Genomic DNA, 20,839 nt, shown 5'->3' with positions numbered 1-20,839 from the left:
TTTCTTAGTCATTTCTTTCCTATTAGTGATGGTGCCCCCCTCCTTCTCCTTTGTTCAATTCTGCCAATAGATAATATGCATTATTCATAGCAAACAGGGTTTTCTCATTAATGTCATCCATAAAATCAACAGCAATCCATTCATTTTCTATTGTACCGCTTACTACCCTTATGGGGATAAAGCTCCAAAGCTCCTCTGTTTGTTTTGTTTCCTTTTTTGCAATAAAAGCTAAGTAATCTATAACAAGCCCGAGCAGGCGAAAGCGGGCATAACCAAAGCTAAAGCGATTGGTGCTGCCCTTTCGGGAAGCCTTTTTTTCCAGATATCAGGCAAGGCCCAGCGAAAGACTATCGCCCAGGTCATGCAGGGCGTCAGACATGATGGCGATGCTGTTGGTAAAAAAACCACCCACAATCTCGAGACAGGTAAAACCGATGTTTATGAAGAAGGCAATCTTCAGATTTTTGGTACCGCCCCCATGCTGATGTGAATGATCATGAGCCATAATTGTGCAATCCTGCTTTGGTGAATATTTCGAGAATATCTTTGTCGATTGGCAAGGGTTTTAAAGACGGCACATTGGCTCCGCCTGTATTGCCAACGGGAATTTTCCCCACAAAAGATTTCACTCCCCCCACCAGCAGTCGCGGTATCTGCCCGATCACTTCGCGGGTGCTTTTGATTTTGATACCGAAAAGCAACATCTTCCAGTGCACATAAGTGTGTTCCAATGGAAAAGCCTGGCCCAAAATATGGGCACGTTCCAAATGCTCCCATGCTCTTTGAAGATGACCGTGCTGAAGATTTTCTCGGTAGTCACTAATTTCCTTCCGGAAAAAGGGTTTTAGTTTTTGGGGCATCGATGTGTTGATTTTCATTTCTCTTTCGGATTTGTTCCATACCTTATTTAATTTCCCCGTGGTGCATACATAATGATAAGCACGCCTATCAGTGCCACAAAACCACCAATAAGATCATACCTGTCGGGAGCAATGCCATCTACCTTCCATCCCCACAGGATAGCCATAACGATGAAAACACCTCCGTAGGCCGCATATACCCTCCCGAAGTTGGCCGGTTGCCAGGTGGCTACAATGCCATAAAGCACAAGTGCAATACCGCCCAAAAGACCCCACCACCAGGGCTTTTCACTACGCAGGCTGAGCCAAACCAGGTAGCCACCACCAATTTCGAAAAGGCCCCCCAGTGCAAACAAGCCCAATGATCGTGTTATTTCAATGATGTTCATGTTTTTTGAATTTTAGCAACAGTCATCCGCACAGCTTAGGTTTTTCGACTTTGCCTTTTCAAAAGCCTCGCGTCCTTCTTTAAATGCGTACCAGGCAATTCCCAAGCTACCAATAGCATCAACATATGGAATTTGAAACCACTGATAGAGCAGACTTGATCCAAGCAGGATAAAAGATAAGTAAAAACAAGTTTTGGTGCATTTAGCATCTGAAATGATAGGTGCCGAATTCAGCTTTTGTCCTACATTAAGTTTCATTCGGTACAAAAAATACATCGTGGCAATGGAAATAAGGGATATGATGATGCCTGCAAGGGTGGTGCGGGGTTCGGCCCCGGTGTAAACTGCCAGAGCCGAACCTACCACCAATCCAACTACTAAAATGTAGAATGCCGTACCAGTGATGCGCAGGGCGTTCTTTTCAAAGGTGTCGCGCTGCACATTTATGTTTTTCCTCATGCGAATGACCATATGGGCAATGCCAAGGCCGGAAAGCACTTCCACAAAACTATCTACTCCAAAACCGAATAGTGCCAGGGTTTCATCCGTAGCACCGAAAAAAGTAGCCACAATCCCTTCCGCTGCATTGTAAGCTATAGTCACTATACTGAGTATAAGTGCGGTTTTAAGCAGTTTTGATCTGTTGTCTTTCATGGTCATTCATTTTTATTAATGATGGTGGCCGCCTTCACCTTTTTTCATTTCCGCTATCAAATAGTAGGCATTGTTGAGGGCAAATTGTGTGTCTTCGGGCACGGCATCCAAAAAATTGACAGCCACCCAGCCATTGCTTTTGGTTCCGATGGTTACTCTCACGGGTGCAAACATCCACTCTTCACCTTCTTTTGCGGCTGTAAAAGCCAGGTAATCGTCACCCTCACGGGTAATGGCGCTTTCGGGTAAGGCAAGTGAAGTAATGCTGTCGGTGAGTATCTCCCCGCGCACATACATGCCGGGAATTAACTTACCCAACTCATTCTCGATTTCAGCATGGACGTGAATAGCTTTAGGATCTTGCTCAAACTTTTTCCCCACGGAGTAAATTTCAGCATAAAGCTCCTTACCGGGCATAGTCTCAACCGTAAATCGGACACGCTGCCCTTCATTTACTTTGTGCACATCTTTTTCAAAAACCATAAGGTCTGCATGGATATGATCAATGTTTACAATCTCGAAAAGATCATTCTGCGGCTGCACATACTGACCGGTTTTCACTTCCACTTTAGTAATGGAGCCTTTGATAGGACTTACCACGGGAATGCGGTTGTAAAAGTCGCCTTCCTGTATCTTTTCAGGATTGATTCCCAACTGCCGAAGTTGTGCTTCATAACTTTTTACTGTGGCCTGTGCTGAGCGATAATCGGCCGTAGTTTGCTGAAAAGCTTTTCCGGAACCCACCTCTTCCTCATACAGCTTTTGCTGACGATTGTACTCCTGCTCAAGAAATGCTTCGCGGTTAAATGATTCCAGATAACTGCGCTGAAGTTCAATGATATTCGGGTGGGAGAGATAAGCCAGCACCTGTCCTTTTTGTACATCATCTCCTTCAATAATTTCGATGCTTGATATATTGGCACCTAAAATAGCGGTCACCGTTGCCTCATTTTTTGGAGGAACCTCAAGTTCTCCGTTGGCTTCAACTATATTGGAGAGGTTTTTTCGGGGAACCGGACCTACCTGCATTTCCAAGGCTTTGAATTGCGCCTGAGAAAGATGAACGCTTTCGCCTTCCCCTTCATGTTCGGTGTGACCGTGTTCATCTTCATGCCCCTGCTTTTCTTCTCCGTGATCGTGAGTATCAGGTGACTTACTATTACAAGCCGCTAAAAGAAAGGTAGCACACAATACAATGATGATATTATTTATTTTGAATTTCATGTTTTTCTTTTTTACTGGTTTGATGAATTGAGGTAATATTCCAATTGGAAACGGGCTTGCAGATACTCTTGCAATGCTTCCCGTGCTTTTACTTCCACCTGCAGGCTTTCCTTTAGGTTTTGAATAAAGGATACGTAATCGATACCTCCTTCTTCATAAGCTAAAATTGCCCCTTTGCGCTGTTCGCGGGCCAGGGGTAAAGCTTCCTGTTCGTAGAACAGCCATGAAGCCTGCCATTTTTCATACTCTTGCAATAGTGAAAGGTATTCAGCCCTCAGCTCAAATTGGGTTTGCCTCAGGTTTTGCTCAGCTATTTCCTGCTCAATACGGGCAGCCTGAGCCCGCCCTTGTTCCTTCATAAAAAATAATAAAGGAATGGTGAGCCCTACCTGGTATTGATAAAAACCACTTTGCCCACTAATTTCCTGAATGCCGTATTGTGCATTCAATTTGGGAAGGAAGTCGGTATTAGCGGCTTTGCGTTCGGCATTAGCCACCTCCACCTGTTGGGCTGCCATACTTAGCCTGGGGTGAGAGCTGAGCGAATCAGGCGGCAGAATGGAGTTTGCCCAATTTTCGGATTGTGAATCCACTACTGTAAACACGGAGTCGTTCACTAACCAAAGGTTGAGCTTGTAGAGAGATGTTTGATAATCAAAAGCGGCCTGCTCCTTTTGCAAGGTCATTTGTTTCACCTGGTTCGAAGCCGCCAAAAAGGCGAGCTTAGAAGTTTCCTCAACCTCGTATCTGAGCCTGGCACCTCGCTGAAAATTCTGATAAATGGAATCCAGCCTTTGATATAGCTGGTAATTCTGCCGGGCGATCCATGCGTTGGCATAAGCCTCTTTCACCTTTTGCTGCAATTCCAATTTGCTCAGATTTAGTGCAGCTTCTGCAAGAGCCACCTGACTTTTCCGGGCTTTCAGTTTTGGGGCAATACCAAAGATGTCCATTTGTTGCTGCTGTATGCCAATGGTGGTGTAAACCCCTGTACCATCACCTATTTCTTCCCCACCAGTAAATAGTTGAGTATTTCCAAAATCCCAGGCGGTTTTCTTCAATGCCTCTTGTTGTTCTATTTCAAGGCGGGCTGCTTGTAATGTGGGGTAAGAAGACACCGCACGGTTTACAGCTTCTTCCATGGATATTTCGGGAAGTTCTCCCGCATTCTGAGCACTGACAGTAGTTGGCGCAAATACAGTGAAGCCCAGAATTACAACAACTGTGGCTATACCCGCACCGGAAGGATTGAGTGATCTTTTTTCTGTCCAGCGATAAAGTATGGGCAATACGAACAATGTTAAAAGGGTAGCAGTAATCATTCCCCCGATCACTACAGTGGCCAATGGACGTTGTACTTCTGCTCCTGCTGATACTGAAAGTGCCATGGGAAGGAAGCCAAGAATATCTGTGAGTGCAGTTAGTAAAATTGGTCGCACCCTTCGTCTTGCTCCGTCTTTGATCCTTTTACTTAAATCCATTTCCCCTTCTTCTTTAAGTTCATTCCAGCCACTGATAAGTACCAATCCGTTGAGTACGGCCACCCCAAAAAGCACAATAAACCCAACACCTGCAGAAATGCTAAAAGGCATGTCCCTCAACCATAGGGCGAATACCCCACCAATGGCAGCGAGGGGGATAGCCATATAGATCATGATACTTTGTTTGAAGCTCCTAAGAGCGAAGAAAATCAGGATGAATATCAGTGCCAGCGCCAGGGGAACCACTATCTGTAACCGATTTGTAGCGCGTTCCAGGTTTTCAAAAGCTCCCCCGTAGCGGATGTAGTATCCGGCCGGAAGATCAAGTTGAGCGTTCAGCTTCTGCTGGATTTCTTCCACCAATGATTTAACGTCACGGCCACGCACATTTACCCCCACATAAGTCCTGCGATTGGTATTGTCGCGGCTGATCTGCATCGGGCCGGGTTCGTAGCTGATGTCGGCTACCTCATTCAAGGGTATTTGCGCACCAGTTGGAGTATTCACGTAAAGATTCTTCAGGTCATCAATATTGCTGCGATGTGCTGAATCAAGGCGAACCACCAGGTCAAATCTTTTCTCACCCTCAAAGATCACCCCGGCTTTTCCACCCGCAAAGGCAGATTGAATCACTTGATTTACGCTTGAGATATTCAGGCCATATTGGGCCAGGTCGGCACGATCATATTTTACCGTCATTTGAGGCAGGCCGCTGGTAGCTTCCACGCGCATATCGCCTACACCCTCTACAGTGGAAATAATTTGACCCATTTCTTCGGCTTTATCGGCCAATACCTGCAGGTCTTCACCATAAAGTTTTATCGCGATATCCTCACGTACACCGGTGAGTAGTTCATTAAAGCGCATTTCAATGGGTTGGGTAAATTCATAGTTTACCCCAGGAACGATACTTAGTGCTTCTTTAATTTTAATTATCAGCTCTTCTTTAGTGTCTGCCGAAACCCACTCATCCTGCGGTTTGAGAATCAGGAAGCAGTCTCCAATATCCATAGGCATGGGATCGGTGGGGACATCGGCCACTCCAAAACGCGTCATGGCGTGTTGCACTTCGGGGAAGTCTTCCAGAATGATCTTTTCAATCCGGGTGGAAGTTTCGATGCTTTCGGAAAGGGAACTTCCCGGCTTCAGGATAATGTGAAAAGCAATGTCACCCTCGTCCAATTGTGGAATAAATTCGCCACCCATTCGGGTAAACGTAAATACGGCAAGTATCAATAATACTACAGCCGAACCTATGACCAGGCCCGCTTTTCGAAGGGTGCCTCCCAAAGCCCGCTCATATTTTTCTTCCAGCCAAATAACAATACGATCTCCCCACGACTTCTTCTCTTCCGGTTTTACCCTGATAAACAGGGCGGAAATCATCGGTACATAAGTGAGGCATAGTATCATGGCACCGATCATGGCAAACATGAAGGTGAGCGCCATCGGTTGGAACATTTTGCCTTCTACACCTTCAAGAAAGAGAATGGGCAGAAACACGATCAAAATGATAAGCTGGCCAAAAAATGCAGAGTTCATCATTTTGGAAGAAGCCTTAATGGTCGTTTCATCACGCTCTTGCTGAGTGAAGCGCTTTTTACCTATTCCCATCTTCTGAACCAGGAAGAACACAGTACCTTCCACAATTATCACGGCACCATCTACAATTATCCCGAAGTCGATGGCTCCGAGGCTCATCAGGTTGGCCCATACGCCAAACACATGCATCAGGATAAAGGCGAAAAGCAGCGACAGCGGAATGGTAGAAGCCACAATAAGTCCACCGCGCCAGTTGCCCAACAGGAACACCAGCACAAAAATTACGATCAGAGCGCCTTCCAACAGATTGCCGGTAACGGTGCCGGTGGTTTCGGCAATAAGTTCGCTGCGGTCAAGAAAGGGTTCGATTGTAACACCATCGGGAAGAGATCCCTGGATCTGTGCCACCCGCTCCTTCACCTCCTCTATCACTTCGTTGGAATTGGCGCCTTTGAGCATCAGGATCATGCCTCCCACCGCCTCACCCTTACCATCTTTGGTAAAAGCTCCGTAGCGCACAGCATTTCCAAACTGCACTTCAGCAATATCCTTGATGCGGATAGGCACTCCGTCCAACGTTTTCACTACGATATCCCGCAAGTCGTCAAGACTACGGACGAGGCCTTCCCCGCGGATAAAGTTGGCGTAGTGGTTCTTTTCTATATAGGCACCACCCGTATTCTGGTTGTTTCGCTGCAGGGCCACAAAAACATCGGTTATAGTAAGGTCGATGGCCCTGAGTTCATCGGGATCAACGGCAACTTCGTACTGTTTTATTTTTCCTCCAAAAGCATTGACCTCCACAACTCCCGGCACCATAGCCATTTGTCTGCGTACAATCCAATCCTGCATGGTGCGCAAATCTGTGGCGGAATATTGGTCTTCATAGGCCTCATCTACCTGAAGGGTGTACTGGTAGATTTCACCGAGGCCGGTGGAAATAGGACCCATGGAAGGATCGCCAAAGCCTTCCGGTATTTCCTCTTCTACCGCCTGTAGTTTTTCGCTCACAAGCTGGCGCGGCAGGTAGGTGCCCATATCGTCTTTAAAAACAATGGTTACCACTGAAAGCCCGAAGCGGGATACAGAACGAATCTCTATGACTCCCGGTAAGTTGGCCATAGCAACCTCCACCGGATAGGTTACAAACTGCTCAATATCCTCTGTTCCGAGATTTGGCGCCTGGGTGATAACCTGTACCTGATTGTTGGTGATATCCGGTACGGCATCAATGGGTACTTTGGTCATGCTCCAGATGCCGGCACCAATAAGAACCAGGGTGAGCAGACCGATAATGAACTTGTTCCTTACGGAAAAAGCAATGATTTTATCAATCATGAAATTAAAGTTTAATTCAACAATAAAATGGTTGGTGAGGACGAGAGTCCTCTAAGTATTTGTTGAATTAAACCTGGGGCGGATCCAGCAGAGGAGCCGGATAAGTAGAATAAGGATGTTCTGAATAGAAGGATGTGAGTTGTGCGTGCATCCTTGGCGACTCACTCAAAGCAAAAAAGGCACTTACAGTAATACTGGTATGGCAACACTGGCAAGCACAAAAAGGAGTGCAAAGATCCTCACCGGCCGGGTGATCATGACCAGAATGATCATGTTCCGCCAGCATTTCCTGATATACCTGTACTTCCGCACAGTCAACGCCATCGGCACAAGGCACCACAGATAGCGCCAGGAAGTAAATGGATAATATGGCTGATAGAACTTTTAGCACGGTTGCGAAATTAGTGAAAATAGAGCATTTGAAAAACCAAATGGAGTTCAGTTGTGGGATTTTTATTAGAATAGAAGGTGTTTCGCAAAATTGCACTCTTCCCGCAAACTTTGGCTTGCAGCGGTGGATATGTGGGGTTTGCGGGATGTGTGCAATGTGCGCTGGCAGAAATTTTCAAAAATGCGAAGCGGGGGTCTTTTCTTTTTTCATTCTTGTCAGTCGCCTATGTCTTTGTTCGGTTGAACTGTCGATCAAGTTCTGTGTTAATTGACTGATAGCTTGGTTCTACGTGAATAGTAATGTGTGCTATTTCAGGAAGTTCTTCCTGAATTGTATCTTGTAGTTTATGGGCTAAAAAATGCCCTTCTTCTACTGTAATTTTTCCGTTCACCATGGCGTGAAGCTCCACTAGATATTTCATCCCTGCTTTTCGCACAAAACATTTTTCCGTTCCTTTTATACCATTTACAGTAATTGAAATTTTACGGATATCCTCAATCAAATCATCATAAAGATGTTCGTCCATTATTTCTCCAAGTGCGGGTCTGAAAATTAGATAAGCATTGTATAAAATGAATGCAGAAGCAAATAGAGCAGCCCAATCATCAGCCGTTTCATACCCTTCTCCAAAATACAATGCAATTGATATACCTATAAAAGCAGTTACAGAGGTTATAGCATCACTTCTATGATGCCAAGCATCTGCTCTTAGAGAAGAACTTTTAATAGCCTTTGCTTTTTTGGAAACATATCTATATGCACCTTCTTTCCATAGTATTATTACAGCAAGAACTATGAGTGTCCATGCCTCAGGGATTTTATGGGGTGTTTGAATATTGATGATGCTTTCGTAAGCAATCACGGTTGCCGAAGTGACTAAAAAAGCTACTACTAAAAATGTTATTAATGGCTCTATTCGAGAATGACCATAGGGATGGTTTTCGTCTGGTGGTCGTTGAGCATATTTAAATCCTAAAAGCACAAAAAATGAAGAAAAAATATCGGTTGTTGATTCAATGCCATCTGCAATCAAGGCATATGAATTACCTAAAAATCCCGAAATGAGTTTTATGGCTGCTAATAGTATATTACCAACAATGCTAAAATAGGTTGCCTTTGTTGCTGATTTTTCATTTGTTAATTCCATTAAACATTTCTATTTAACAAATTCAGAACAATCAGCAGAAGGTTTATAAGTCCCTGCTCCTTGTTGATAGACTAAGGAAGCTCCCAAATGCCCTGTGTAAAACAAGCCAAAGAGTGCCATAATTATTAGAAAAAGACTAACTGATTTAATTGCACTTAAATAATTGTGTGAAATGATTTTGGATGAAGTCATAAGGCCGAATGCTACTGAATAAACAATTAATGTAGCATAAGCCCACCATTGATGCTCTTTTAAAACATTGGGCTCACAGATTTTTCTTACCTCAATAGAGTATGCCAATTCTCCTGTATAAATGGCAATCCAACCACTTAACACGCCAATAGCCAACATTGCATAAATCATCTGTTTTAGAAAAAGATGTTTAACAACTAAACTTAAGGTAGCTGCCAAAGATGCTAAAAGCAAAGTGGCTATTGGTAAGTGTACAAGAAGTGGATGCCATAATTCTTCTCTCCACATTGGAGGTATTTCTGCATTCATTAGCTTGTGTTATTCTAATATTTTCACAGAAAGAGGAACATTTTTATTTCCTTTTTTCTCAACTGTTATTTCAACTTTGCTTTTTTCTTTTATTGCATCGAAAGTTGCAGTTTCACCATCACTAGTCAATACTTTAGTTTCGTCTGTAAAATACAGTTCAACTAATTTGTCATCAGAAGTTTTTACATAAATTTCTTTTTCGCCTGGCTTAACTTTTTCGGCAACACCTTGATAGGTTCCTGAATTTACAACATCTGTGTTTTCGTTTTCGGCACAAGAGATTAATAAAAATAGTCCTCCTAATAATACTCCTAAGATTAAATTTTTCATTGGTTTTGGTTTTTAGTTTGATTAAATATATTACTGTTTGATTAAATTTTATTTGAAAAAATAAATATTTGTCTAACAGATTAATGTTAGACTGCACAGGAGATAAGCCTGTGAAAAGGTATTAGCAAGATAAAATGGGGGAACCACGCGATGGAGCATTTTCCTGAAAGGATGCGTGGTAAACGAGTAATTGTTCGCTGTGGGTAGTTGGTGTTTCTTGTTCTACTTCTACCAAATGGAAAAAAGCAGCGACAATGGCCAGTGTTTTAACTTTGGCTAAATCACTAAGAAAACTTTTATCGGTATTCTTATTGCGCTCAAACTTTATAATATCTGAACTGTGCTCCAATTCGCTGAAAAATAAAAAAATTAAGTCCAGAAATCTTTTTTCTGACTCCTCATCTACATGATTTACACTGTTGTGGTCTTTAGAATGTGTCTCTTTATGCAATTCATGACAGTGTGGAATAAGATTGTGCGCAAACCCAATAGAATAGGTCAGAACTAAAAGGGCTGATATGAAAGGTTTGAGCATTCTCATGCTGTTAAGCGGTTTGAATTGTTGCAAATCTATAAGTAAATGTTTCAGAAAACAAGTAATGGACGATCAAGAAGTAGGGTTTAACTTTATTTATTAGTGACATGCCTTGCTCCGCTTACAGCGAGCGAGGATTTGAATTGCGTACTGCAAAATATTTCAAAAAAAGGCCGGAGGCTGGCCAAAAAAATATTGGCGAGACACGTGGTGGTGCTCCAACTATCAGTAGCACCCTTGCTACTGATTAATCCCGGATTATTCTAACAAACTTATGTTTAATATTTTCCTATTTCAACAAATGAAGACTGCCTTTGTAAGTCTTCTGGGTCAGGTCTTCAAAAGACACCTTTATATAATAAACATAAACATCAGGTGGCAAAATATTTCCTTTATTAGTACCATCCCAGGTTTCTGTTATATCATCTGAAGCGAATACCAACTCGCCCCATCTATCGTGAATTCTGATATAGTACTCCCTGATTCCTTCTCCGAAAACTTCAAAAACATCGTTCACTCCATCTCCATTGGGAGAAAAAGCATTGGGCACAAAAAAGTTTGAGGGCTCTATGACTTCAATGTATTCTTCTATTGTAAGGGTGTCTGTGCAACCATCAGCAGAGCTTGCAATCAACGTAGGAGAATAAAGTCCAGGTTCGGTGTAAATGTGCGAAGGTTCAAATGAATCATTCAAATTGGAACCATCCCCAAAATCCCAAGTCCAGGTACTGCCGTTAGAAGAAGTATTGTTAAATAATACCTGATCTTCATTGGCAATTGCCCGCAATGGGGATGCAGTAAATTCGGCTGTTGGTTGTTCAAGCACAGTTAATGTTTGAACTGCTGTGTCCCTACAACCTTCATTATCAACGATCAACTGCACATCGAAATCGCCTCCGCTACTATATGTTTCTGAAGGGTTTTCTGCATTGGAAGTATTTCCATTGCCAAAATCCCAGTTGTAATCCAGGCCAGCAGGCGAAGAATTATTGGTAAAAGTTATTGGTGTTCCTGCACAAGCAGATGCTGCTTCAAATTCAGCAGTAGGGTTGGTTCCGACACCTACGGTAACCGTATCGGTATTCACACAACCATTGGCATCTGTACCTGTGACAACATAAGTTTCCTCCGAAGCAATATTTACTGTTGGATCAGCTACATTAGGATCACTCAATCCTGTAGTTGGACTCCAAACATAAGTATCCGCACCTGTAGCATTCAACTGTGCGTCTTCACCATCACAAATAAATGCATCATTTCCGGCAGAAACATTGGGCAAGTCAACAACCTCTACCGTATTATCCTCCGTATTGCTACATCCATTCCCATCTGTAAACTCATAGCTAATGGTGTGATTTCCTGTTCCTGCATCTTCAGGAATAAAATCTGTTCCTGAAATGCCAGGGCCACTGAAAGTACCTCCGGCAGGTTGACCTGTGAGTGCAACTGCTGAAGCATCATCTGCACAATAGGGGCCATTCAGGCCCGAAAAGCTAACTGTAGGCAAATCAACAACCTCAATATCAACTGATTCGTCATCCACACAGCCGCTACCATCGTCATAGGTATAAGTGATTGTATTGGTTCCAATATTGGCATTTGATGGAATGAAATCTGTTCCACTTACACCAGGGCCACTATAAGTACCGCCTGTTGGTGTGGCATTCAATGCTACAGGGTTTGAATCATCAATGCAATATGGCCCGGGATCAGGATTAAAAACAATAGATGTGCCTGAAGTTGCAGGGTCAACGCTAAAAGAATTACTTGCCGGAGAATCACAACCATTGTCTGTTGCTATTACTGTATAGCTTGTTCCGGGTGTCAACCCGGATATTTCACCACCAACACCTACACTTGGCCCGGCAGGTGTAAATGTATAGGTAAAGTTGGCATCATAATTTGTAATCGTTGCAGTTCCATCACTAAAGCAAGTTGCCGGGTCTGTTGTAACTGTTGGCGCATTAGGCCCGGATGTTTGAGGATCAATGCTAAAATCAGTACTTGGCTGTGAATCACAACCGGCATCCGTTGCTATTACCGTGTAAGTTGTACCTGGTGTCATCCCGGAAATAACACCTCCGGCACCCACCGTAGGCCCGGCAGGCGTAAAGGTATAGGTAAAGGAAGCATCGTAATTGTCAATGGTAGCTTCGCCATCATCCGTACAAGTGGCAGGAGTTGTAGATACCGTAGGAGTAGGTGTAGTCGCTCCTGAAGTAACAAAGGTGATAAAAATCACGCCCTCTGCTCCATTACCACCATCGCTATTAGCACCACCCCCGGCACCACCCCCGCCATATACGCTTCCATCATCAGTAGTATTGGGTCCACCTGCACCTCCGTCTGGGCCTGCTCCAGCGCCTCCAGCACCTCCATCTCCTCCACTACCATTATTTCCAGAACCACCTGTAGTATTTGTTGTGCCACCACTGGCAGTGCCACCAGAACCACCTGATCCCGTACTACCACCAGTACCGGATCCACCAGTTCCTCTCACACCACCATTTGCCTGAAGGCTTATTGCATTACCTCCTGCATCAGTACCTGAAAAAGTACTGTTTCCTCCGGTATTTCCATTATCTCCAGAAAACCCATCATCATTTCCATCTCCTCCGCAACCACCAGCTCCAACACTATAGTTAAAAGTAGAACCCGGTGTTACATTTATTGTGATAGTGGTGTAACCACCACCTCCTCCACCACCGCCACCACGGGTATTAAAAAAACCTCCATTACTTCCTCCGCCACCACCGCCACCGCCACCACCGGCTCCATATACTTCTACGGTGATTTCGGTAACACCACAAGGCACATCCCAGGTGCTGGAATTGGCTCCACTTCCACAAGGGTTACCAGCAAAGGTTTCATCTTGTGCGTATATTGAAGTAGAAAAAAGTGCAAAAAGGGCGGTTAATAGTATTTTAAATATTTTCATTTCTTTTGAAATTGAGTTTGGGTTTATCTGACTGCAAAATTAATAAATTTGCCTTAACAGCATTTGCTAATGTTAAAGTTTTAATTATTTACAATACAGGACTGTAAATAAATCGTATTTTTAATTATACTTAGAGTTGGTATGTCATTTATTTTATTCTAAATCAGCATTTTAATACTTTTTTAATCTCATTGCAATATTATTAATTATAATATATAGTAATGTGTAATCATTGAATTATAACAATGTATTGTTTTTATTTACCTAAAAATAATCATTTTAGTTCTGTTGTATAAAGGATGTTTATCCACTGGTGCAAGACAGAATAATTCTCCCTATTCTTCAAGCTTACAACTTATTAAAAAACTTTAATGATTCAGCAATATAAAATAACTGGGCTGCTTGATTTTATCAGTAGGCAGGGGTTTTATTTCCTTAAAATTTAGATTGGGATACTTGTCCTCAAACTGATCTTTTAAGCTGTGGTTCAATACCAAAGCGCAGGGTGCTGCTTTATTGTACATTTCTTCCAAAGCAGCAAAATCGTATTCTTCCGAAACCTTTTCAAATCGCTGCATAAGATAAAAAGGAAGGCTTGGCGGTTTGGCTGTTTTGTTGGCAATAATTACTTCCGCTCTTTGATCGGCCGATTGCTCTATGTATTGCGCAACCCTAAGCGTAGCATTTTTTACTTCATCGGCAAAGGGTAAAAAAAGACACCATAAAACCAATTGAAAAGCCACATTTATTGAAAGCAGATATTTGACAAATACTGCTTTTTTTATGGCATTAACAAGGAACACATTTGCAATAATAAATGCCAAACTGCCCAGTAGAAATATGATTTTCAAAGCATTGGACAGTTCGAGGATAAAAGGAGCAATGGCCAGGGCTAAGAGCAAAATGAAATTTAAGCCAAAATGAAGTGCCTGAACTACTTTACCGGGGCGATTTTCCTTTAGGTCAATGGCCAATCGGGCAATAATCAAGGCCAGGGGAACATGCGCTGCCACAACATAAGCGGGCAACTTGCTCGGTGAAAATTCAAAAATCAACCAGGCAGAAATAAACCATGCCGACAGCAAAAAATGCTGGTCTTTTTCTTTGCCGAATAAATTAATGACTCCCTTATAAATTGCTTTTGGGAAAAACAGCAAATAAGGCAAAAAGAATAGCGCCATTCCCAATAGATGGGTTCCCGGAGGTCCTGTTTGCCCAAAAACACTGCCGCCTACACGCTTTAAAATATACCAGTCTATCATCCAGGAGATAAACTCCTGCCCCCCTTCTTCTTGGGTACACATCCATCCCCAGAGAAAAAGCGGCATTGCAGAAAGTGGCAAGAAAAACCAAGGGTGCAGCCGAAGTAATTGCTTGCGATTGGGATGAAACACAAAAAGCAGGAATGACAGGACAGCAGTGAAGATAATGACGGGAGGTCCTTTTGTGAGCAGTGCAAGAGCAAAGGAAATCCAAAATACCAATACCCATTTGAACTCCCTGAACAGCAAAACATACAACATTGCAAAGCCACAAATGCTCGTGAAAAAGAGCAGAGTAGCATCGGTTACCGAAATTTTAGCCAGTGCCATCACCAAAAATGAACTGCTGAGCACGACCATTCCGTAAAAGCTTTGTTTTTCGCCAAACAATCTTTTGCCAAGAAAAAATACAGCCGCAATAGTTAGCAATATGAATACGGCAGATGGAAATCGGACAGCAAACTCATTTATACCAAAAATCTTATAGGAAATAGCAATATTCCAAAAGTGCAGCGGTGGCTTTCTGTGTACTTCCGACCAAATAAATTCGGGCATCAGCCAATTGCCACTTTCCAGCATATGCTTTGCAAAACCAGCATAAGCACTCTCGTCTTGATCCCATAAGCTGACCCAATTGTTGCCAAAAAGCAATACAAAAGCAATTAGCAACAAGTACCAAATCGACTTCTGAGTATAGGGTTTATCCGAAAAAAATGAAAACATATCTTTTAAAAAATGGCAAGGGCAAAGATATGTGAATTTAAATGTAATTATCCATTGCTCTGCTGAAGGGTAAATAACAAAAGCACTATTCTTCATTCCACATCTTCTACTTGTTGATTTCCAAATGCTCGTTTCTCAATTTCTACACTTAATTCTGTAAATTCATGGCATTAATAAACCAAAGCATAGCTCAAAATGGAAAGCCAAACCCTAACCGAAGTAAAAGTTACCAACCCGATTGACAATTCAGTTCTCTACACCATTGGAGAACAATCGCAGGAAAATATTGACAAAGTATTTGAAACCGCCCGCAGCATTCATCCCAAAATTGCTGCCATGAGCGTAAAAGAGCGGGTGGCCGAAATGCTCAAGATCAATGATTATATCCTGGCGAATAAAGACAAAATCCTGGACCACATTATTCAGGAAACCGGAAAATCAAGGGTAGATGCCCTGGTAGCCGAAGTCTTTGAAGTCTGTGATGTAATTGATCACTTCAAAAAAGTGGCGCCCAAAGTGCTGAAAGACCAAAAAGTCTCCACCCCTATTTTCCTGATGGGCAAAAAATCAAAAGTGATTTTTGAACCATTGGGTACCGTCCTTATTATTTCTCCCTGGAATTTCCCATTTTACCAGGGTATTGTTCCCGGTCTGCTGGCTTTCCTGGCGGGAAATGCAGTAGTTTTCAAACCCTCTGAAGTCACTCCGCTCAAAGGACTTTGGGAAGATATGATTGAAAAAAGCGGATTTATGAAAGATGCTTTCCAAGTGATATACGGAGCAAAAGAAACCGGAGCCAAGGCCATTGCTGCCCGTCCAGACAAAATCCATTTTACGGGAAGCGTGCGCACCGGCAAAAAAATCATGGAATTGGCTTCCAAAAACCTCACTCCCGTTGACCTGGAACTGGGTGGAAAAGACCCATCTATTGTATTTGACGATGTGGATTTGGAACGCACCGTAAACGGCATTATGTGGGGCGCCTTTACCAATGCCGGGCAATCCTGTACTTCCATTGAGCGATTGTATGTGCAGGAAAGCATTTATGATCAATTGCTGGAAATGCTGGTGGATAAAACCAAAAAACTGCGTCTTTCCTCTCCCGATGTAGATTACCGGGATCCAAATAGTTGTGATGTAGGTGCCGTAACAGCTGAATTTCAAATCAAGATTATAGAAGAGCACATCAAAGATGCCGTGGAAAAAGGCGGGAAAATATTGACCGGAGGAAAACGGGAAGGCGATTCGCATCACTTCCCTCCTACCATTGTTGTGGATGTAGATCACAGCTTTAAAATAGCATCTGAAGAAACTTTTGGGCCGGTAGTGGCCGTCATGAAATTCAAGGATGAAGCCGAGGCCATCCGTCTGGCCAATGACTCGCCCTATGGATTGAGTGCAAGTGTTTGGTCAAAAGATTTGAAAAGAGCCGATCGTGTAGCGCGAAAAATCGTAACGGGCAATGTTTCCATCAATAGCCATATGCTCACGGAAGGCAATCCTGCCTTGCCATTTGGCGGCACCAAAGACAGTGGATTTGGCCGCTACAAAGGCGATTGGGGACTGACCACTTTCTCTAATGTGAAATCCGTCTTGACTGACAAACAAGGCTCCACCATTGAGGCGCATTGGTATCCTTTCACAAAAAACAAATTCGACTTACTAACAGATTTAATGGATGCCTATTTCCCCAGGACTAAAAATTGGATCAAATTTGCCATCAAGGGCTTGAAAATGGATACGATTGGGAATAAGGAAAAAATAAAGTGACTAAAGTTTGAAGTACTTAAAGTGAGCTAAAGTTTAGAGTGCGTTAAATTTGAAATATGGTAAACAAAGAATTTGCAACTCAACTTGAAGAAAGAACTAAAAGATTTGCTATTGAGATAATCAAATTATCTGTTCTATTACCGAACTCCCCTGAAGCCAGAGTTATCAGATATCAACTCACAAAATCAGGCACGAGTATTGGAGCAAATTACAGAGAGGCAAACAGGGCATGAAGCAAGGCAGATTTTAAAAGCAAAATCAAAATTTGTGAAAGTAAGACAAGTGAAACTCTTTATTGGCTTGAAATAATTACGGAAATGAAATGGATAGAATATAAAGTGTTAAGCCTAATAATAAATGAAGCCAAAGAATTGCTGGCAATATTCACTTCAATTGGTAAAAAATTAAACGCAAAAATATGAAACTGCTCTCCATATCACTTTCAACTTCAGTTCATTTTTGGCACTTAAAAATTTTAGGCATTTTAGCTCACTTTAGGCACTTTAGCTCACTTTAGACACTTTAAAAAAATGGCAAAACACTACGATTACATTATAGTTGGTTCGGGACCATCGGGCGGTAACCTGGCCTACAACCTGAACAAGGCCGGGGCAAGTTGTCTGCTGTTGGAAGCGGGCAAGTTTTTCAGAAAGGACACTTTTCCGCGCAATGAAGCCGATACCTCAGCTCAATTGTATTGGGGCGGTGGAATTGAGTTTGATGATAAAGCTGAGATGATATTTCTTCGTGCACGTGTGATGGGCGGCACATCCATTGTGAATCAATGTCTGCTCGACCGATTTGACGACAATGCCTGGAAAGACTGGAAAGATCGCTCAGGAGTTGATTTTTTCAATTCCGAACATATGAAACCCTATTACGACAAAGTAGAAGATTTCCTCAATCTGCACACTTTTACACCGGAAGAGCGCAATAAAAATGCAGAGCTCTTTTGCGAAAGTTGTGAAAGATTGGGCTATAAATGGAATTACCTGCGAAAAGGACAGGGCGATTGTGCCCACGAACGAGGCAACGATTGTATCGCCTGTTTAAGTGGCTGCCATCGCGATTCCAAGCAAAGTTCCATGGCCACTTATATCCAGAAAGCTGAAAAAGAAGGACTGCAAATTTCCAGTGAAACTGAGGTTCAAAAAATCATTAAAAAAGACCGGACAATACAGGTGCATGCCCTTTACAAAAAAGAAAAAGAAATAACGATAGAAGGCAAAAACCTGATCCTTGCAGGTGGAGCTTTTGGCACAACAAAAATGCTATTGCAATCAGGGTTTGGAGATGAATTGCCTGCCCTGGGCAAAAAATTCTCTTCACATCCACAGTTTATGAGTTTTGGTATTTTCGATGAGCCCATTGATGCACACAAAGGCTATTTCCAAACAGTGGCATCAAAAGAACCAGTTTTCAGGGAACAGGGTTTTAAACTGGAGAATGTATTTGCCCCGCCCATTTCTGTAGCTATGCTTTTCAATTCGCTTGGAAAGGAGCATCAGGAAATTATGCGCAATTACCGCAATATGCAATGTATTGAAGTGGCCATCAGGGATGAAAATATTGGAGAAATAAAACTGGATAACAAAGGAAAACTATCGGTTAGTAAGCCATTGAGCGATCAGGATAAAAGGCGGAGGGACAGAGGGCTGGAAGTGGTGAATAATATTCTCTCAGCAAGCAATGCCAAAAGAGTTATCCAATCGCCATATTATTTCGGGCTACACCTGATGGGTGGTTGCAGCATGGGAACGGATCCCAAAACATCGGTAGTGGATCCCGAATTCAGATTGCACGGACATCGCAATATCTATATTGCAGATTCCAGCATCTACCCTTCTGCTCCGGGAATCAATCCATCCTTGAGCATATTTGCACTGTCACAAAAATTAAGCGAACAATTAATTCCTGAAGAAGATGTCAAAGATACTGAGCAAAAACGCGCTGAAAGCGCTAAATAGAATAGGCGATATAATTATTCCCGAAAACGGGGAATTCCCCAAATTTTCGGATACTGCATCCATTCAGCATATTGATGATTTGCTGGCTTATGCACCGGAAAATGATATCAAAGACCTGAATATGCTCCTCATTATTTTGTCATTTATGCCGGGTTTTGTATTGGCCTGGTTGGTTAAGAAAATGGAAACTTCCAGGGAAAACAAAGGGGCACTCGGCACCCTTTTCCGCCAACTGGATTTTGGGGTAAAAGGACTGATTTTTTCCTGCTACTACAGCGGCAAAACGGGCGATGGTTATAATGGCAAAAACCCGCTGGATATTATTGGCTATGAGATTGAAAGGGTGGAGGATTGAGAAGTATTGACTTTGATAATAGTTATTGTGCTGCACCAATCCACTTGCTATTCCACTGCTCAATACCACTAAAAATAGCAGCTTTATCCGTGCGTACATATTCACTGGCAAGGACATGACTGCCTTCTTCAATCGGGAATTTCATTTTCAAATCTGAAGCAAATTGATCAAATGCATTGAGCATGGCTTTTACACTGGCCGCATGATCCTGATTGGCTTCATCTTTATAATAATAAAAGCAAACAAGAGGTGCTTGTATTTTTTCATAAGTACTACTTTTAGCTACAAAATTCCTCAAATCTTCGATTGACTGAACAGCTGTTATTTTTTGTTCTATTGTCCAATGATCGTAGTATTCCGGGTCTATTCTTTTCTGGAGTTCTTCAGAAGCTTCAAAATTACGTTCATTGCCATTTAGCAGGGCATAGAGCTGAATAAGTCCCGGTATTTTCGCCAAAACACCAAGCGGGCTTACATAATCATAAAATGGGGAAAAAAGGATAAGTGCCTGAACTCTATCGGGATACTGTGCAGCAAGATATGTGGCAAGCAAAGCTCCCATACTTGTACCAAGCACAATTACAGTATCCCCCAATTCTTGTACACGATAAAGGGTTTCTTCCACTTCCCTTAAATAATCATCAAAAGCAGCACGATTATGCGCTTCCTTGTCCAGTCCATGCCCGGGAAGACGCAGGTAATAAGCATTGGCCTGCCATTTCTTTGCCAGTGAATCTGTAATGTATTCACCTTCAGCCCTCGATGCACCATATCCGTGAATATACAGCAAAACCCGGTCTGTTTTTTCACCAAAATAAATTAATTTCTCTTCATCACCAGGCCTTACTCCTAATGTCTTACTCTTGTCTAATTTATTTTCGTAAAAATCATGAAAAGCTATTTCCTTAGATGGCTTTACTGGTTTATAATATTTATTCTTTGCAAAAAACAAAGCCAGGCTCAGGAGCATGGTTGCAAACAAAAAATAATAAAATGCCTTGCCCTTTTTAGATTCAGTTGGCTCCATCAGCATATTTTTGAACAGCCCTGGAACCTATGAATATTTTATTACCCTCAACTAAAACAGGGCGTTTTAAAAAAGTGTAATGTTCCAGTAAATAATGTTTGTAATCTTTCTCATCAAGCTTTTTGTCTTTCAGCCCCAGTTCTTTGTATTTTCTCGCGGTACGGCTAAACAGTGCTTGATAGGATCCTGCTATAGCAGCCAATTCTTCCACTTGCTTTTCATCCAGCGGATCGCTTTTGATATCAATCAATTCAAATGATTGGGTTTTGTCTCCCAAATCCTTAAGAATTCTTTTGCAGGTAGAGCAGGTGGAAAGGTAGTAGATGCGTTTCATCAACAGAATTTATTTTTTATCCTGCTAATTTCACAAATAACATTCACAAACAAGGCAATACACCGCTGAAA

At 42.4% G+C, this 20,839-nt stretch carries 18 protein-coding genes; 4 read left to right on the top strand and 14 right to left on the bottom strand.

The annotated features are described in order from the left end of the window. Positions 1-361 precede the first annotated feature (361 nt). Complete coding sequence (locus WD048_11430) at positions 362-490, top strand: hypothetical protein (protein ID MEX0812817.1); 129 nt, start codon at positions 362-364, stop codon at positions 488-490. 4 nt (positions 491-494) lie between these two features. Here WD048_11430 and WD048_11425 read toward each other — a convergent pair whose 3' ends face one another. The 12 genes from WD048_11425 to WD048_11370 all read right to left on the bottom strand — a co-directional run bounded on the left by WD048_11425 (position 495) and on the right by WD048_11370 (position 15,315). Beyond that, positions 495-860, bottom strand: coding sequence for a DUF3703 domain-containing protein (locus WD048_11425; protein ID MEX0812816.1), 366 nt, complete (start codon positions 858-860; stop codon positions 495-497). Between the two features lie 47 nt (positions 861-907). Next, positions 908-1,249 (bottom strand): YnfA family protein, encoded by a 342-nt coding sequence (locus WD048_11420; GenBank protein MEX0812815.1) that lies wholly within the window; start codon positions 1,247-1,249, stop codon positions 908-910. A 12-nt stretch (positions 1,250-1,261) separates the two neighbouring features. Further along, complete coding sequence (locus WD048_11415) at positions 1,262-1,903, bottom strand: cation transporter (protein MEX0812814.1); 642 nt, start codon at positions 1,901-1,903, stop codon at positions 1,262-1,264. A 15-nt stretch (positions 1,904-1,918) separates the two neighbouring features. Then, positions 1,919-3,127, bottom strand: coding sequence for an efflux RND transporter periplasmic adaptor subunit (locus WD048_11410; GenBank protein MEX0812813.1), 1,209 nt, complete (start codon positions 3,125-3,127; stop codon positions 1,919-1,921). Positions 3,128-3,138: 11 nt separating this feature from the next. Beyond that, positions 3,139-7,488, bottom strand: a complete 4,350-nt coding sequence (locus WD048_11405) for a CusA/CzcA family heavy metal efflux RND transporter (GenBank protein ID MEX0812812.1) — start codon at positions 7,486-7,488, stop codon at positions 3,139-3,141. A gap of 67 nt (positions 7,489-7,555) precedes the next feature. After that, positions 7,556-7,879, bottom strand: a complete 324-nt coding sequence (locus WD048_11400; protein MEX0812811.1) for a DUF6660 family protein — start codon at positions 7,877-7,879, stop codon at positions 7,556-7,558. A 223-nt stretch (positions 7,880-8,102) separates the two neighbouring features. Continuing rightward, entirely contained in the window at positions 8,103-9,026 is a 924-nt protein-coding gene (locus tag WD048_11395) for a cation diffusion facilitator family transporter (protein MEX0812810.1), read from the bottom strand. A 9-nt stretch (positions 9,027-9,035) separates the two neighbouring features. Further along, positions 9,036-9,527, bottom strand: coding sequence for a DUF2231 domain-containing protein (locus tag WD048_11390; protein MEX0812809.1), 492 nt, complete (start codon positions 9,525-9,527; stop codon positions 9,036-9,038). 9 nt (positions 9,528-9,536) lie between these two features. Then, positions 9,537-9,857, bottom strand: a complete 321-nt coding sequence (locus tag WD048_11385) for a hypothetical protein (GenBank protein ID MEX0812808.1) — start codon at positions 9,855-9,857, stop codon at positions 9,537-9,539. A gap of 121 nt (positions 9,858-9,978) precedes the next feature. Next, positions 9,979-10,398 carry a hypothetical protein gene (locus WD048_11380; GenBank protein MEX0812807.1) on the bottom strand — a complete coding sequence of 140 codons (420 nt, stop codon included), beginning with the start codon at positions 10,396-10,398 and terminating at the stop codon, positions 9,979-9,981. Between the two features lie 283 nt (positions 10,399-10,681). Continuing rightward, positions 10,682-13,330: a PKD domain-containing protein gene (locus tag WD048_11375; protein MEX0812806.1), complete on the bottom strand. Its 2,649-nt coding sequence runs from the start codon at positions 13,328-13,330 to the stop codon at positions 10,682-10,684. 368 nt (positions 13,331-13,698) lie between these two features. After that, positions 13,699-15,315 carry a glycosyltransferase family 39 protein gene (locus WD048_11370; protein ID MEX0812805.1) on the bottom strand — a complete coding sequence of 539 codons (1,617 nt, stop codon included), beginning with the start codon at positions 15,313-15,315 and terminating at the stop codon, positions 13,699-13,701. A gap of 195 nt (positions 15,316-15,510) precedes the next feature. Between WD048_11370 and WD048_11365 the strand changes: the two genes are divergently transcribed. From WD048_11365 to WD048_11355, 3 genes are all read left to right on the top strand, one after another. Next, positions 15,511-17,085 (top strand): aldehyde dehydrogenase family protein, encoded by a 1,575-nt coding sequence (locus WD048_11365; protein MEX0812804.1) that lies wholly within the window; start codon positions 15,511-15,513, stop codon positions 17,083-17,085. A gap of 530 nt (positions 17,086-17,615) precedes the next feature. Then, on the top strand, positions 17,616-19,052 hold the full coding sequence (locus WD048_11360; protein MEX0812803.1) for a GMC family oxidoreductase: 1,437 nt from the start codon (positions 17,616-17,618) through the stop codon (positions 19,050-19,052). Further along, entirely contained in the window at positions 19,009-19,407 is a 399-nt protein-coding gene (locus WD048_11355) for a hypothetical protein (protein MEX0812802.1), read from the top strand. Before WD048_11360 ends, WD048_11355 begins: the two co-directional genes overlap by 44 nt. A 22-nt stretch (positions 19,408-19,429) precedes the next feature. Here WD048_11355 and WD048_11350 read toward each other — a convergent pair whose 3' ends face one another. Together WD048_11350 and WD048_11345 are read right to left on the bottom strand one after the other, a co-directional pair. Beyond that, the gene (locus WD048_11350) at positions 19,430-20,434 is read right to left on the bottom strand and encodes an alpha/beta fold hydrolase (protein ID MEX0812801.1); all 1,005 of its coding nucleotides are present in this window, start codon (positions 20,432-20,434) and stop codon (positions 19,430-19,432) included. Continuing rightward, entirely contained in the window at positions 20,421-20,768 is a 348-nt protein-coding gene (locus tag WD048_11345) for an ArsC/Spx/MgsR family protein (protein MEX0812800.1), read from the bottom strand. The genes WD048_11350 and WD048_11345 overlap by 14 nt, the downstream gene beginning before the upstream one ends. Between the last annotated feature and the right edge of the window lie 71 nt (positions 20,769-20,839).

The organism is Chitinophagales bacterium (assembly GCA_040877935.1).
In the GTDB taxonomy this organism is placed as follows: domain Bacteria; phylum Bacteroidota; class Bacteroidia; order Chitinophagales; family CAIOSU01; genus JBBDNB01.
This window is presented reverse-complemented; position numbering and strand designations above follow the sequence as displayed.

Excerpts from the sequence above, each read along its gene's own strand:
- WD048_11430 (MEX0812817.1), top strand. The coding sequence starts at position 362 with ATGCAGGGCGTCAGACATGATGGCGATGCTGTTGGTAAAAAAACCACC.
- WD048_11425 (MEX0812816.1), bottom strand. The coding sequence starts at position 860 with ATGCCCCAAAAACTAAAACCCTTTTTCCGGAAGGAAATTAGTGACTAC.
- WD048_11420 (MEX0812815.1), bottom strand. The coding sequence starts at position 1,249 with ATGAACATCATTGAAATAACACGATCATTGGGCTTGTTTGCACTGGGG.
- WD048_11415 (MEX0812814.1), bottom strand. The coding sequence starts at position 1,903 with ATGAAAGACAACAGATCAAAACTGCTTAAAACCGCACTTATACTCAGT.
- WD048_11410 (MEX0812813.1), bottom strand. The coding sequence starts at position 3,127 with ATGAAATTCAAAATAAATAATATCATCATTGTATTGTGTGCTACCTTT.
- WD048_11405 (MEX0812812.1), bottom strand. The coding sequence starts at position 7,488 with ATGATTGATAAAATCATTGCTTTTTCCGTAAGGAACAAGTTCATTATC.
- WD048_11395 (MEX0812810.1), bottom strand. The coding sequence starts at position 9,026 with ATGGAATTAACAAATGAAAAATCAGCAACAAAGGCAACCTATTTTAGC.
- WD048_11390 (MEX0812809.1), bottom strand. The coding sequence starts at position 9,527 with ATGAATGCAGAAATACCTCCAATGTGGAGAGAAGAATTATGGCATCCA.
- WD048_11385 (MEX0812808.1), bottom strand. The coding sequence starts at position 9,857 with ATGAAAAATTTAATCTTAGGAGTATTATTAGGAGGACTATTTTTATTA.
- WD048_11380 (MEX0812807.1), bottom strand. The coding sequence starts at position 10,398 with ATGAGAATGCTCAAACCTTTCATATCAGCCCTTTTAGTTCTGACCTAT.
- WD048_11375 (MEX0812806.1), bottom strand. The coding sequence starts at position 13,330 with ATGAAAATATTTAAAATACTATTAACCGCCCTTTTTGCACTTTTTTCT.
- WD048_11370 (MEX0812805.1), bottom strand. The coding sequence starts at position 15,315 with ATGTTTTCATTTTTTTCGGATAAACCCTATACTCAGAAGTCGATTTGG.
- WD048_11365 (MEX0812804.1), top strand. The coding sequence starts at position 15,511 with ATGGAAAGCCAAACCCTAACCGAAGTAAAAGTTACCAACCCGATTGAC.
- WD048_11360 (MEX0812803.1), top strand. The coding sequence starts at position 17,616 with ATGGCAAAACACTACGATTACATTATAGTTGGTTCGGGACCATCGGGC.
- WD048_11355 (MEX0812802.1), top strand. The coding sequence starts at position 19,009 with ATGTCAAAGATACTGAGCAAAAACGCGCTGAAAGCGCTAAATAGAATA.
- WD048_11350 (MEX0812801.1), bottom strand. The coding sequence starts at position 20,434 with ATGGAGCCAACTGAATCTAAAAAGGGCAAGGCATTTTATTATTTTTTG.
- WD048_11345 (MEX0812800.1), bottom strand. The coding sequence starts at position 20,768 with ATGAAACGCATCTACTACCTTTCCACCTGCTCTACCTGCAAAAGAATT.